The sequence below is a fragment of the Rhodococcus oxybenzonivorans genome (assembly GCF_003130705.1).
Taxonomy (GTDB): domain Bacteria; phylum Actinomycetota; class Actinomycetes; order Mycobacteriales; family Mycobacteriaceae; genus Rhodococcus_F; species Rhodococcus_F oxybenzonivorans.
This window is the reverse complement of record NZ_CP021354.1, coordinates 329,762-342,630: the sequence shown is the minus strand read 5'-3', so window position 1 is coordinate 342,630 and position 12,869 is coordinate 329,762. Positions and strand designations below refer to the sequence as shown.

General features: G+C 66.3%; 14 protein-coding genes and 1 pseudogene. 7 read left to right on the top strand and 8 right to left on the bottom strand.

Annotated features, from left to right (window positions below):
• Window positions 1-148: 148 nt before the first annotated feature.
• Window positions 149-1,224 (top strand): annotated as a pseudogene (locus tag CBI38_RS01715) (zinc-dependent alcohol dehydrogenase); the annotation flags it as partial.
• Between the two features lie 20 nt (window positions 1,225-1,244).
• Window positions 1,245-1,862, top strand: a complete 618-nt coding sequence (locus CBI38_RS01710) for a hypothetical protein (protein WP_109325872.1) — start codon at window positions 1,245-1,247, stop codon at window positions 1,860-1,862.
• Here the strand turns inward: CBI38_RS01710 and CBI38_RS01705 are convergent.
• Window positions 1,824-2,363 carry an MOSC domain-containing protein gene (locus CBI38_RS01705; RefSeq protein WP_109325871.1) on the bottom strand — a complete coding sequence of 180 codons (540 nt, stop codon included), beginning with the start codon at window positions 2,361-2,363 and terminating at the stop codon, window positions 1,824-1,826. The two genes, CBI38_RS01710 and CBI38_RS01705, sit on opposite strands and share 39 nt — an antisense overlap.
• Before the next feature lie 22 nt (window positions 2,364-2,385).
• On the bottom strand, window positions 2,386-2,835 hold the full coding sequence (locus CBI38_RS01700) for a DoxX family protein (protein ID WP_109325870.1): 450 nt from the start codon (window positions 2,833-2,835) through the stop codon (window positions 2,386-2,388).
• 132 nt (window positions 2,836-2,967) lie between these two features.
• Here CBI38_RS01700 and CBI38_RS01695 point away from each other — a divergent pair, with 132 nt between their 5' ends.
• Genes CBI38_RS01695 through CBI38_RS01685 form a run of 3 tightly spaced genes read left to right on the top strand, consistent with a single transcriptional unit; the run spans window position 2,968 to window position 5,109 of the window.
• On the top strand, window positions 2,968-3,675 hold the full coding sequence (locus CBI38_RS01695) for an SOS response-associated peptidase (RefSeq protein WP_109325865.1): 708 nt from the start codon (window positions 2,968-2,970) through the stop codon (window positions 3,673-3,675).
• 46 nt (window positions 3,676-3,721) lie between these two features.
• Window positions 3,722-4,126 (top strand): nuclear transport factor 2 family protein, encoded by a 405-nt coding sequence (locus CBI38_RS01690; protein WP_109325864.1) that lies wholly within the window; start codon window positions 3,722-3,724, stop codon window positions 4,124-4,126.
• A 23-nt stretch (window positions 4,127-4,149) separates the two neighbouring features.
• A complete protein-coding gene (locus CBI38_RS01685) occupies window positions 4,150-5,109 on the top strand; it encodes an NAD(P)H-dependent flavin oxidoreductase (protein WP_109325863.1) in 960 nt (319 codons plus the stop codon).
• Between the two features lie 68 nt (window positions 5,110-5,177).
• Here the strand turns inward: CBI38_RS01685 and CBI38_RS01680 are convergent, their stop codons facing one another.
• The 6 genes from CBI38_RS01680 to CBI38_RS01655 all read right to left on the bottom strand — a co-directional run bounded on the left by CBI38_RS01680 (window position 5,178) and on the right by CBI38_RS01655 (window position 10,948).
• A complete protein-coding gene (locus tag CBI38_RS01680) occupies window positions 5,178-6,329 on the bottom strand; it encodes an acyl-CoA dehydrogenase family protein (RefSeq protein ID WP_109325862.1) in 1,152 nt (383 codons plus the stop codon).
• Between the two features lie 21 nt (window positions 6,330-6,350).
• On the bottom strand, window positions 6,351-7,334 hold the full coding sequence (locus CBI38_RS01675; protein WP_109325858.1) for an NAD(P)H-dependent flavin oxidoreductase: 984 nt from the start codon (window positions 7,332-7,334) through the stop codon (window positions 6,351-6,353).
• Between the two features lie 23 nt (window positions 7,335-7,357).
• The gene (locus tag CBI38_RS01670; RefSeq protein WP_109325851.1) at window positions 7,358-7,999 is read right to left on the bottom strand and encodes a TetR/AcrR family transcriptional regulator; all 642 of its coding nucleotides are present in this window, start codon (window positions 7,997-7,999) and stop codon (window positions 7,358-7,360) included.
• Between the two features lie 11 nt (window positions 8,000-8,010).
• Entirely contained in the window at window positions 8,011-8,772 is a 762-nt protein-coding gene (locus CBI38_RS01665) for a 3-hydroxyacyl-CoA dehydrogenase (protein WP_109325850.1), read from the bottom strand.
• Between the two features lie 41 nt (window positions 8,773-8,813).
• The gene (locus CBI38_RS01660; protein WP_109325849.1) at window positions 8,814-10,007 is read right to left on the bottom strand and encodes a thiolase family protein; all 1,194 of its coding nucleotides are present in this window, start codon (window positions 10,005-10,007) and stop codon (window positions 8,814-8,816) included.
• Between the two features lie 140 nt (window positions 10,008-10,147).
• The gene (locus CBI38_RS01655; RefSeq protein WP_109325848.1) at window positions 10,148-10,948 is read right to left on the bottom strand and encodes a crotonase/enoyl-CoA hydratase family protein; all 801 of its coding nucleotides are present in this window, start codon (window positions 10,946-10,948) and stop codon (window positions 10,148-10,150) included.
• Window positions 10,949-11,096: 148 nt separating this feature from the next.
• Between CBI38_RS01655 and CBI38_RS01650 the strand changes: the two genes are divergently transcribed.
• Complete coding sequence (locus tag CBI38_RS01650; protein ID WP_109325844.1) at window positions 11,097-12,086, top strand: NADPH:quinone oxidoreductase family protein; 990 nt, start codon at window positions 11,097-11,099, stop codon at window positions 12,084-12,086.
• Window positions 12,083-12,868: an enoyl-CoA hydratase gene (locus CBI38_RS01645; protein ID WP_109325843.1), complete on the top strand. Its 786-nt coding sequence runs from the start codon at window positions 12,083-12,085 to the stop codon at window positions 12,866-12,868. Before CBI38_RS01650 ends, CBI38_RS01645 begins: the two co-directional genes overlap by 4 nt.
• Window position 12,869: the final 1 nt, after the last annotated feature.

The following is a 12,869-nucleotide window of genomic DNA, read 5'->3' as shown; positions in this document are numbered from 1 at the left end:
GCTTACCGCTAAGATGTAATCTCACGCACAAGACATCCGTCAACCCTTGACTTTAGAAGAAACACGTTGTTCACATCCATTCACCCACCGTGAACGCTGGGCCGCCCCGCCGCGCCACGTGTTTTGTTCGGGCCGACGCGGTACTTGCCCCAACGACGCGATCGTGCGGGTGGCATTGGCCGCGATCTGCGGATCGGACCTGCATCTGTACCACGGCATGATGCCCGACACCCGGGTCGGCATGACGTTCGGCCACGAGTTCATCGGCGTCGTCGAGGAGGTCGGCCCGTCGGTACAGAACGTGCAGCGCGGCGACCGGGTGATGGTCCCGTTCAACGTGTACTGCGGTTCGTGTTACTTCTGCGCACGCGGCCTCTACTCGAACTGTCACAACGTGACCCCGAACGCCACCGCTGTGGGCGGCATCTACGGGTACTCCCACACGTGCGGTGGCTACGACGGTGGACAAGCGGAGTTCGGGTGCGTGCCGTTCGCCGACGTGGGCCCCGCCAAAATCCCCGAATGGATGGACGACGAGGACGCGCTACTCCTCACCGACGCCCTCGCCACCGGCTACTTCGGTGCACAACTCGGCGACATCGTCGAAGGCGACACCGTCGTGGTGTTCGGAGCGGGGCCGGTCGGGCTGTACGCGGCCAAGTCGTCCTGGCTCATGGGTGCCGGGCGAGTGATCGTGATCGATCACCTCGAGTACCGACTGGAGAAGGCTCGCACGTTCGCACACGCCGAGACCTACAACTTCGCCGACTACGCCGACATCGTGGTCCACATGAAGAAGACACCGACCATCTCGGGGCCGATGTGGCCGCCGACGCCGTCGGTGCCGAGGCCGACGGCAACTTCCTTCAACACGTCACGGCCGCCAAGTTCAAGCTGCAGGGCGGTTCCCCGATTGCCCTCAACTGGGCGATCGATTCCGTCAGGAAGGGCGGGACGGTTTCCGTGATGGGCGCCTACGGTCCGATGTTCAGTGCCGTCAAGTTCGGTGATGCGCTGAACAAGGGGCTGACGCTTCGCATGAACCAGTGCCCCGTGAAACGCCAGTGGCCCCGCCTGTTCGAGCACATTCGCAACGGTTACCTGAAGCCCAACGATATTGTCACGCATCGCATTCCGCTCGAGCATATCGCCGACGCCTACCACATCTTCTCGGCCAAGCTCGACAACTGCATCAAACCGGCCATCGTGCCGAACGCCGGCTGATCGACGAGGAGGACCTGATCATGGCCTATACAGCCGAGACACCGAAGCGTCCACTGACGAGCGACGAACTACGCGCGCGCATTCCGGGTTGGGGTGTGGACCTCGACCCCAAGGACCGGCCCGCGGTACCGAAGGAGCGTTTCGACCCCGGCGCGACGGGCGCCCACTGGGATTTCCCGGAGTGCCAGGAGGAGAAGTGGCCGCGTGAGCGGTCGATCGGGCATCAATTCCTGACACCCGTATTCGGCACCTCGTGTCCTCCCAAGGGCCTCTCCGGCGCCATGCGGAAATTCGCGTTCCGATACAGCGAGGGCCGGGCTGCGCACTGGCTCATTCTGCTGGCCGCCGACCGGGTTGATGCACTGGAGAGCCACCTGGTCTCGTTTGCGACCCTGCATCCCGACAACCCCATCACCCAGACGGGCATTCGCAGCGAGCTTTCCCATCACGGTGTGTCGTCCCGGCTCGGGAAGAAACGCGTCGACCTGAACCACCAGTGGATGGACCCGTTCATCGTCGCGGCGCCCTGGGTACTGTCCGCAGCCGGCGTCGCCTACGCCGTGACGGGCGTCCTGCAGAAAGTCCGGCGACGCTCGAAGTCACACCGGCGCGAGTGGCCTGTGCGGCTCGGGCGGTAACTCGAGGGAAATGGCGTCGCCGGGCCGGACGTCGCCGCCTTCGAGGACGATCGACATGATGCCCGACTTGCGGACAATCGTGCCGTTCACGTCCCGGTCCACCGTGTGCGACAGGAGACCTGCGCGGAACGCCTCGATCTGCTTGCACGGATTCCTCAGACCCGTCACTTCCACCACCGCCCGCGCGCCCAGGTGAAGACGAGTTCCTGTCGGCAATGCGAGCAGGTCGATACCGCGGGTGGTGATGTTCTCGCCCAGCTGACCGGCCTGGACCTCGAAGCCGAGGGAGTTCAACTCGTCGAGAAACTCGGCGTGCATGAGGTGCACCTGCCGCAGATTCGGCTGCGTGGGATCACGCCGCATCCGGTAACGGTGTCGGGCGGTGACGCCCTGGTGAGCGTCACCGTCCACACCGAGTCCGGCGAGCAGGTGGACGGCGCTCTCGTTCGACTTGCTGAACGAGTGCCCGCCGCTCCGGCTCACGGCCGTGATCGTTCCCACGCACTCCAACCCTGCCGACCCCTCAACGCCGGATCGGCATGATCGTACGGACCCCTGCGTCGCGCAGCCACAGCCCGCCCCACACGAAGATGCCGACGTAGACGGGGAACAGAATGGTGCTGAACAGCGGTTGCTCGGTGAGCATGTTGGTCGCCACCGCGCCGCCGAGATATCCGGTCAGGAGGACGGCACCGAGAATGCTCGTCGCCGGAACCAGGTACAGCACGAGGCAGACCAACATCACGATTCCGATCACGACGGCAATGTTCTCGTCGAAACCGAGTTCGGCCATCGCGTCGCGAACGGACTGAATGTTCGCGATGTGGATGATCGCGTCGAAAAGCAGAAAAGCGGTGACCAGACCGGTGATGATCAGCCCGGCGATCCTCGCCTTACGCCCGACCGGCGCCGCGTTCTCGGCAGAACGAAGCGGTCCGGCGGTCTTTGCGGTGGAATGTGGTGTCGAGGTCATGGCGATCTCCGAAGGTAGAAGGTGACGGGGTGGGGAGCGTGTTCCGTTCCCTCGAAAAGACAGACTGCCGGGCCGAGGAAAACTCATCGCGGCTCGCGGACCGGGGCGAGAACCCGAGCGAGGAGACCGAAAGTGTGCGGACGGTACGCCAGCACCACCACGGACAAGGAACTGCGGTCCATCTTCGAGGTCGCCGAGATCGTCGGTGAGGAGCTGGGTCCGTCCTACAACGTCGCTCCCACCCAGCAGGTCCGGGTCGTGCTGGAACGCCCGCCGCGTGCCGAACCCGACGCCGACCCCGTCCGTCAGCTCCGGACTGCGAAGTGGGGGCTGGTGCCGCCGTGGGCGAAGGACGTGAAGATCGGCAACAAACTCATCAATGCCAGATCCGAGTCGATCACGGAGAAGCCCGCATTTCGGAAGGCCGCCGCCCGACGGCGCTGCATCATTCCCGCCGACGGTTACTACGAGTGGTTGAAGCGAGACGACGGCACCAAGATCCCGTACTTCCTGCACGGCGACGGGGTGCTGGCGATGGCCGGCCTCTACGAACTGTGGCCCGACCCCTCCCTTCCGGAGGGCGACCCGAACAGGTGGCTCTGGACCACCACGGTGCTCACCACCCAGGCCACCGACGTCCTCGGCCACATTCACGACCGTTCACCGGTGGTCCTGCCACCTAGCTTCCAGGAACACTGGCTCGACCCCACCCTGACCGAGCGCGAACAGGTCGATGCACTGATCGCGTCGATTCCCGAGCCCCGTCTCGAGCCATACGAGGTAAGTACCGCCGTCAACTCCCCGCGCAACAACGGACCCGAACTGCTCGAGCCCGTGTGACGGATCCGTTCTAGCGCTCGTTCAGTTGGCGTGTCATGCTGGCCGGATGAACGCCGCACTCCCAGTAGCCCCGCGCGTCGTCACCCGCTGGCACCAGGTGGTCGACAACCACGACTTGGGCGCCCTCGACGCCCTGATCGCGGAAGACGCGGTGTTCTCCTCCCCCGCCGTGTTCACACCGCAAGAAGGAAAAGCCAAGGTCCTCGCGTACCTGCGCGCGGCACTCACGGTGTTCACCGGCACCGGCTTCCACTACCGCGAGGAGTGGTACGGCGACCGCTCCGCCGTCCTCGAATTCGCCACCGAACTCGACGGCGTCCATGTGCACGGCGTCGACATAGTGCACTGGAATGACAACGACCAGATCACGTCGTTCACAGTGATGGTCCGCCCGGTGAAAGGTCTGCAAGCGCTCATTCCGCTGATGGCCGCCCAGCTCTCCCAGTCGTAGAACCCCCACAGCAAGGAGCTTTCATGAGCCTGTCCCCCATTCTCCGAGACCGGTTGCGCCTGCCCGTCGTGGCCTCGCCGATGTTCATCGTGTCCGGTCCCGACCTGGTGATCGCCCAGTGCACCTCGGGCGTGGTGGGCTCGTTCCCGTCCCTCAACGCGCGGCCGCAGCCGGTACTGCGGGAGTGGCTCACCCGCATCACCGAAGAGCTCGCTAAGCACGACGCCAACAACCCGGAGTCGCCGTCCGCCCCTTACGCGGTGAACCTGATCGTCCACAAGAGCAATGACCGGCTCGACGAGGACCTCGCCACCGTCGTCGAGTTCGAGGTCCCGATCGTCATCACCTCCCTCGGCGCCCGCACCGACGTCAACGACGCCGTCCATTCCTACGGCGGCATCGTCCTGCACGACGTCATCAACAACAGGTTCGCGAAGAAGGCCGTCGAGAAAGGTGCCGACGGCCTGATCGCCGTCGCCGCGGGTGCGGGCGGACACGCAGGCACCCAGTCGCCGTTCGCGTTGCTGCAGGAAATCCGCGAATGGTTCGATGGCCCCGTGTTGCTGTCCGGCTCGATCGCCCACGGACGTTCCGTACTCGCCGCACAAGCCGCCGGCGCCGACCTCGCCTACATCGGATCCGCCTTCATCGCCACCGAGGAGGCTAACGCCGACGCCGCCTACAAGCAGATGATCGTCGACTCCACCGCCTCGGACATCGTCTACTCCAACCTCTTCACCGGCGTGCACGGCAACTACCTCCGCGGCAGCATCGAAGCGGCCGGATACGATCCCGCAACCCTCCCGGTGTCGGATGCGAGCGCAATGGATTTCGGCACCAACGAAAAGTCGGAGTCCAAGGCGTGGCGCGACATCTGGGGTGCCGGTCAGGGAATCGGCGCGGTAGACGCAGTCCTCCCGGCAGCCGAGGTTGTCGAGCGGCTCACTCGGGAGTACGCCGACGCGAAGTCCCGCCTGCTCTAGGCGCTTCGCGCCTGTGAGTGGTTAAGGAGTCCAGAGACTCGTTAACCACTCACAGGCGGCGGAGCCGCCTACTGTGACGCGATATCGCGCCCGATGATTTCCTTCATGATCTCGGTGGTTCCGCCGTAGATCGTCTGGATACGGCTGTCGACGTACGCGCGGCCGATGGGGTACTCCATCATGTACCCGTAGCCGCCGTGCAGCTGGACGCAGCGGTCGACCACTCGCTTCTGTAGTTCACTGGCCCACCACTTGCCCTTCGACGCGTCGACGGCGGTGAGTTCACCTGCGTTCAAGGCGAGTACGCACCGGTCGATGTGGGATTCGGTCACCTCGATCTCGGTGATCATCTCCGCCAGCGCAAACCGGGTATTCTGCAGATCGCCGATCGGCTTGCCGAACGCCTTGCGCTCGAACACGTAGTCCCTGGTCCACTGGTATGCCGCCTTCGCCGCGGCTATTGCGTTGACCGCGATCGAAATACGCTCGAGTGGCAGGTTTTCCATGAGATGGACGAAGCCGCGCCCCTCGGTGCCGAGCAGATTGATCGCGGGCACCCGCACGTCCTCGAACACGAGCTCCGCCGTGTCCTGACCGGCCAGTCCGACCTTGTGCAGCTTGCGACCACGACCGAAGCCGGGCATGCCCCGCTCGACGACGAAGAGCGAGAACCCCTTGGAACCGGCGTTCGGGTCGGTGCGGGCGACGACGATGACGAGATCGGAGTGGATACCGTTGGTGATAAACGTCTTCTGGCCGTTGATCACCCACTCGTCACCGTCCCGCACTGCGGTGGTCTTCACGCCCTGCAGGTCGCTGCCGGCGCCTGGCTCGGTCATCGCGATCGCGCCGATCAGCTCACCCGCGGCCATGCCGGGCAGCCACCGCTGCTTCTGCTCGTCGGTGCCGAGGTTCACGATGTATGGGATGACGATGTCGTCGTGCACGCTGAGGCCCGAACCGAATGACGTCGTCGCGGTGCGGGCGATTTCCTCGGCGACGACGTACCGAAAACGGTAGTCGCTGACGCCGGAGCCGCCGAACTCCTCCGGCGCACCGAGCCCGACGAGGCCGGACTTGCCGGCCGCGAGCCACGCCGATCGGTCGATCAGCTTGTCGGACTCCCACCGTTCGTAGTGGGGCTCGATCTCCCGGGCGAGGAACTCGCGCACGGTTTCCCGGTACGCCTCGTGATCCTTCTCGAAGATGGTGCGCTGCATGGTCTCTCTCCTAGGATTCGATCACACGCCGACGGAAACCGACAGACCCGCGAGACGTTCCGCGATCAGCGCCTCCGCCTCGCGGACGATGCGTTCGACGAGTTCACCGGCAGTGGGGATGTCGTGGATGATGCCCTGGACGGTGCCGACGGTCCATATACCCGCGTCGGTGTCGCCGTTCTCGAACACCGTGCGGCCGCGGGCACCGGCGACCAGCTCACGGACGTCCTCGAACTTGCCGCCCCGATCGAGGATCTCCACGACCTCACGGCTCACGGTATTGCTCGCGACACGCGCCGTGTTACGCAGCGGCCGGAAGATCAACTCGGTGTCGGTCTCCTTACCCGCGACGATCGCCTCCTTGATGTTCTGGTGAATCGGGGATTCGGCGGTGCACATGAAGCGGGTACCCATGTTGATTCCGTCGGCGCCGAGGGCGAGTGCCGCGACCAATCCACGGCCATCCGCGAACCCGCCCGACGCGACCATCGGGATGGTGATTTGTTCCGCGGCGGCCGCGATGAGCACCAGCCCGGGGATGTCGTCCTCACCGGGGTGGCCGGCACATTCGAAGCCGTCGATGCTGATGCCGTCGACACCGGTGTCCTGGGCCTTGATCGCGTGCCGCACGCTGGTGCACTTGTGCAGCACCTTCACGCCCGCGGCGTGGAAGTCGGGTAGATGGGGGGCAGGGTTGGAGCCGGCCGTCTCGACGATCTTGATTCCGGATTCGATGATGACCTGCCGGTACTCCTCGTACGGCGGCGGCGTGATCGCCGGCAGAATCGTCAGGTTCACACCGAAGGGCTGGTCGGTGAGCTCGCGGGTGCGGGCGATCTCCTTGGCGAGGTCCTCCGGAGTGGGCTGGGTCAGCGCGGTGAGCAGGCCCAGCGCACCGGCGTTGGCGACGGCGGCGACGAGTTCGGCGCGACCGACCCACTGCATGCCGCCTTGAACGATCGGATGGCGGACGCCGAAGGTCTCGGTAAACGCTGTGGAAAGCATGGGACGGCTCCTCTGGGAAACGGTCAGTGGGCGGGTCGGTAGCCGACGGTGTGGAGAGCGATGTCGACGTAACGCTCGGCGACCTGCTCGGGGGTCAGTGCCCCACCGAGCTGGTACCACCGTGGAATGGACTGGAGCATCCCGAGGAGAGCGCGCACGGTCTCGGCGACGTTGGTGGCGGAGAACGCACCCACGGCAACACCCTCGGACACCAGGTCGATCACCATGAGCTCGAGTCGTTTTCGCGTGGCCGCGTACCGACTCCGGCTGTCCACGGAGACGTGGCGCAGCTCGGTGTCGAGGCAGACGTGCCGCCCACGGTTCGTCATGTACAGGACGATCGCCTCGACGACGTTGGAGAATTGCGCGACCACGTGGTCGCCGGCCTCGCGGGCGGCTGCCTCGGCGCGGTCGTTGAGTTCGCGCATCTGCAGTTCGAACAGTGCCACGAGAACGGCTTCCTTGCTCTCGTGGTGGTAGTACAGGGCGGGGACGGTCACCCCGACACGACGGGCAATTTGCCGCACCGTCGTGCCGTGGTAACCGTTCTCGTTGAACAACTCCAGTGCCTGCTCGAGGATGGGCGTCAGCGGCAGGGCCTCGAAGGTCCGCCAGTCGGCGAACATCGGCTCCGTGGTGATCATCCCGTCCTCGCGCAGTGTCACAGGGTTGCCGATCAGCGCGGTGCCATGCGGATGGCGCCGTCGAGACGGATGGTCTCACCGTTGAGCATGGGGTTGGACACGATGTGCGCGGCCAGAGCGCCGTACTCGGACGGGTCGCCCAGACGCGACGGGTGCGGCACCTGCTGTCCGAGGGACTGCTGCGCGGCCTCGGGGAGGGAACCGAGCAGCGGGGTCTTGAACAGGCCCGGTGCGATGGTGTTGACGCGGATCAGCAGCGAGGCGAGGTCGCGGGCGATCGGCAGGGTCATGCCGACGACGCCACCCTTCGAGGCGGAGTACGCGGCCTGACCGATCTGGCCATCGTAGGCGGCGACGGAGGCGGTGTTGATGATGACGCCGCGCTCGCCGTCGATCGGCTCCGTCTTCGCGATCCGCTCGGCAGCAAGACGGGTCACATTGAACGTGCCGATCAGGTTGACGGTGACGATCTTGGTGAAATCGGCGAGCGGGAACGCGCCGTTCTTGCTGACGGTCTTGATGGCGTTGCCGATGCCGGCGCAGTTGACGGCTACCCGCAGCGGGCCGAGGGACTCCGCGACGTCGAGGGCGGCGGACACGTCGGCCTCGCTGGTGACATCGCCCGCGGCGAAGCGGACGCGGTCGCCGAGTTCCTTGGCGACGGTCTCACCGTTGGAGGAGGGCAGGTCGACGATGACGACGCTGGCGCCGTCGGCGAGCAGGGCCTTGGTGGTAGCGAGTCCGAGGCCGGAGGCGCCGCCGGTGACGAGAGCAACGCTGTCGTTGACGATCATGTTGTGCCTTTCGAAATTGCAGGGGTGGTCAGAAACGGTGATCAGATGCGTTCGATGATGGTGGCGTTGGCCATGCCCGCGCCCTCGCACATCGTCTGCAGGCCGTAGCGTCCGCCGGTGGCCTCGAGCTGGTTGACCAGCGTGCCGAGCAGGCGGGTGCCCGAGGAGCCGAGCGCGTGGCCGAGGGCGATCGCACCGCCGCGGGGGTTCAGCTTGGCCGGGTCGGCACCGAACTCGTGCGCCCACGCCAGCGGCACCGGGGCGAACGCCTCGTTGACCTCGTAGGCGTCGATGTCGTCGATGCTCAGCCCCGACTTCGCGAGGATCTTCTTCGTCGCCGGGATCGGAGCGGTGAGCATGAAGACCGGGTCGTCGCCGGCAACGGAGAACGAGTGGAACCGCGCCCGCGGCGTCAGGCCCAGCTTGGCGGCCATCTCCTCACTCATGATCAGGGCACCGGACGCACCGTCGGTCAGCGGGGACGAGTTACCGGGGGTGATGTGCCACTGCGCCTCGGGGAACCGGGCCGCGTACTTCTCGGAGTAGAACGACGACTTGAGCCCGGACAGCCCCTCTGCCGTGGTCGAGGCGCGCACGGTCTCGTCGACGAGGTGCGTCACCGTCTCACCGGCCGCGTTGGTGACGTCGATCGGCAGGATCTCCTTGTCGAACAGCCCCTTCGCGGCGGCCTCGGCGGCGCGGCGATGCGACTCGGCCGAGTAGGCGTCGAGGGCGTCGCGGTCGAACTTCCACTTCGCGGCGATCAGTTCGGCGGAGATGCCCTGGTTGACCAGGCCCTCGGGGTAGCGGGCCGCGATGCCCGGGCCGGACGTGTCCTGCCCGAGGGTCGTCGTGCCCATCGGCACGCGGGACATCGACTCGACGCCCGCGGCGATCACGATGTCGTAGGCGCCGGCGATGACGCCCTGCGCAGCGAAGTGCGCCGCCTGCTGGCTCGAGCCGCACTGGCGGTCGATGGTGGTGGCCGGGACCGACTCGGGGAAGCCGGCCGACAGCACCGCGGTGCGGGAGATGTTGAGGGCCTGCTCGCCGGCCTGTCCGACGCAGCCGCCGATGACGTCGTCGACCTGCGCGGGGTCGATGCCGTTGCGCTCGACGAGGCTGCGTAGGACGTGCGCGAGGAGTTCGACCGGGTGGGTGCCGGACAGGGCGCCGCCCGGCTTGCCCTTACCGGAGGCGAGGCGGACGACGTCCACGATGACAGCGTTGGTCATGAGAGTTCCCTTTCGAGGAGGAGAAAAAGTGGTGGTGGCCCGGTGTCCGGGGTCGACAGAACACCGGGCCGAGTTCTGGTGCCGTGAGTACTTGTTAACCGCCCGCGGTTAAGAAGTACTCACAGGCGCGAAGGGCACATTCAGCGGCCCTGCCACACCGGCTGGCGTTTCTCGGCGAACGCGGTGGGCCCTTCCTTGGCGTCCGCGCTGGAGAACACGACGGCGAGCGCGGCGTTGTTCGCCTCCCACGCCCGGTCGCCCCAGTCGTCTTCGGTGGCGGTCCGGTGGATCATCGCCTTCGATTCGCGCACAGACAGCGGCGCGTTCGCGGCGATCTGCTCGGCGAGTTCGAGCGCGACGTCGAGTGCGGTGCCGGCCGGGGCGACCCGGTTGACCAGGCCCAATTCCTTGCCCTGCGCCGCGGTGATCGGCTCGCCGGTGAGCGCGATCTCCAGCGCGACCTTCTTCGGAATCTGCTGCTGCAGACGGATCACCCCGCCCGCCGCCGCGAACAATCCGCGCTTGACCTCGGGCAACCCGAGGGCCGCCCCTTCATCGACGACCGCGAGGTCACTGGCCAGCACCAGTTCGGTGCCACCGCCCAGGGCGAACCCGTTGACCGCGGCGATGGTCGGCTTGCTGATCCAGTGCTGCGCGTATCCGGCGAAACCCCACTCCGGATGCCCGTCCGCGGAGATGGCCTTACCGACGGAAAGTTCCTTCAGGTCCGCGCCTGCGCAGAACGCGCGACCCGACCCGGTGATCACGACGACCCGCACCTCCGGGTCGTTCTCGGCCTGCTCGAGCAGATTGCCCACCGCGGTCGACAATGCGCCGTTCACCGCGTTGAGCGCCTTGGGGCGGTTCAGCGTGATGATGCCGATGCCTCCGCGCCGCTCCCACAATGCGGCTGCCTCCGTCGTCTCCGTCATTTCCGGCACTCTCACCCTCCGACTCGCGCATGATTACTGATCGCTCGTTAAAGTTAGTACCATGGCGACGGGGCACGGTCAATGGCCAGCTTTACCTAGCGCACGTTAAGTTGCGTCTGGTATGGATAGTCCAGGGACCGACGGAGGAGATCGCCACGTGTATGCCCAGCAACTGACTGTTCAATCCGGACCGAGCGGTGTCCGGCTCGCCGAGATCGACGAACCCGACGGATCCGGTCTCGTCGTCGTCGATATGCACGCCGCCGGGGTGGCCTTTCCCGACCTTTTGCAGACCACGGGCAGCTACCAGGTGGTGCGCGACCTTCCGTGCGTGCTCGGTGTCGAGGGCGCCGGAGTGGTACGAGAAGCTCCGGAGGACAGCGGTTTTCGCGCCGGACAGCGGGTGGCGGTACTCGCCTCCGGTGGCGCGTGGCAGCAGACCGTGGCCGTGGAACCCCACTCCGTGTTTCCGTTGCCCGACTCGGTGTCGCTCGAAGCCGGCGCCGGTTTTCTCCTGAACTACCTCACCGTGCACTTCGCCCTGGACGAGCGCGCGCGGTTCCGCGCCGGCGAAACGGTTCTGGTCCATGGCGCCGCCGGGGGTGTCGGGGTGGCCGCACTTCAGGTGGCGGCCGCTCTGGGACTCGAGACGATCGCCGTGGTCAGCACCGAGGAGAAGGCCAGCATCGCGAAGGCCCACCGCGCCGACCACGTCGTCCTCCTCGACGGGTGGAAAGACCGTGCCCGGGAAATCACCGGCGGCCGCGGAGTCGACATCATCCTCGACCCGGTAGGCGGCGACCGGTTCACCGACAGTCTGCGCAGCCTCGCCCCCAACGGGCGACTCATGGTCCTCGGTTTCACCGGCGGCGAGATCCCCACGGTCAAGGTCAATCGCCTTCTTCTCCGAAATATCTCGGTCCTCGGAGCCGGGTGGGCCGAGTACGTGCGCACCGATCCCGGCTACACGAAGCGGCAGTGGGCCGCCCTGGAACCGCTGCTCGAATCCGGTGCACTGCAGATCACCGAACCCACCATCTATGCGTTCGAACACGCTGCCGACGCCCTGCGCGCCCTCGAAACCCGATCGGCCGCAGGCAAAATCGCGCTGTCCCTCCTCCCCCACGACACCGAAGGACCCTCATGACTTCCGACCTACCCGGTGTGGACACGACCGTCGACAACGGCGTCCTCCGCATCACGCTCGACCGGCCCTCCCGCATGAATGCCGTCACCACCGAAACACTCGATGCCGTTGCGGACGCGTTGGACAAGTTTTCGGGTGACGCCGAGGTGCGGGTTGCCGTCCTCACCGGGGCAGGCCGGGCGTTCTGCACGGGCGCCGACCTGGTAACGAGTCCCGACGTGTCGGGCCCACCGTCCACCGCCACGATCGACGCCGCCAATCGCGTCGTCGCCGCGGTCCGGGCGTTCCCCTGTCCCGTGATCGGCGCCGTCAACGGTCCGGCAGCCGGTGTCGGGGTCTCCCTCGCGCTGGCCTGCGATCTCGTTGTCGCTACCGAATCGAGCTACTTCCTACTGGCGTTCACGAAGGTGGGTCTGATGCCGGACGGAGGCGCCACCGCCCTCGTCGCCGCATCGATCGGCCGAGCCCGCGCCATGCGGATGGCCCTACTGGCCGAACGTCTTCCGGCAAGGGAGGCCCTCGACGCCGGTTTGATCTCGGACGTCTATTCCGACGACGAGTTCGCCGACTCGGTGGATGCCCTGACCCGACATCTCGCCGACGGACCGCCGCAGGCCTTCCACCTCACCAAAGACGCCGTCAACGATGCCACGCTGACCGAACTCGACAGCGCCTGTGCCCGCGAGCGCACGGGACAGGAAGTGCTGCTCGCCGCGCCCGACTTCGCGGAAGGCGTTGCGGCATTCCAGGAGAAGCGGCCGGCAGTGTTCGGCCGGGTCTGAG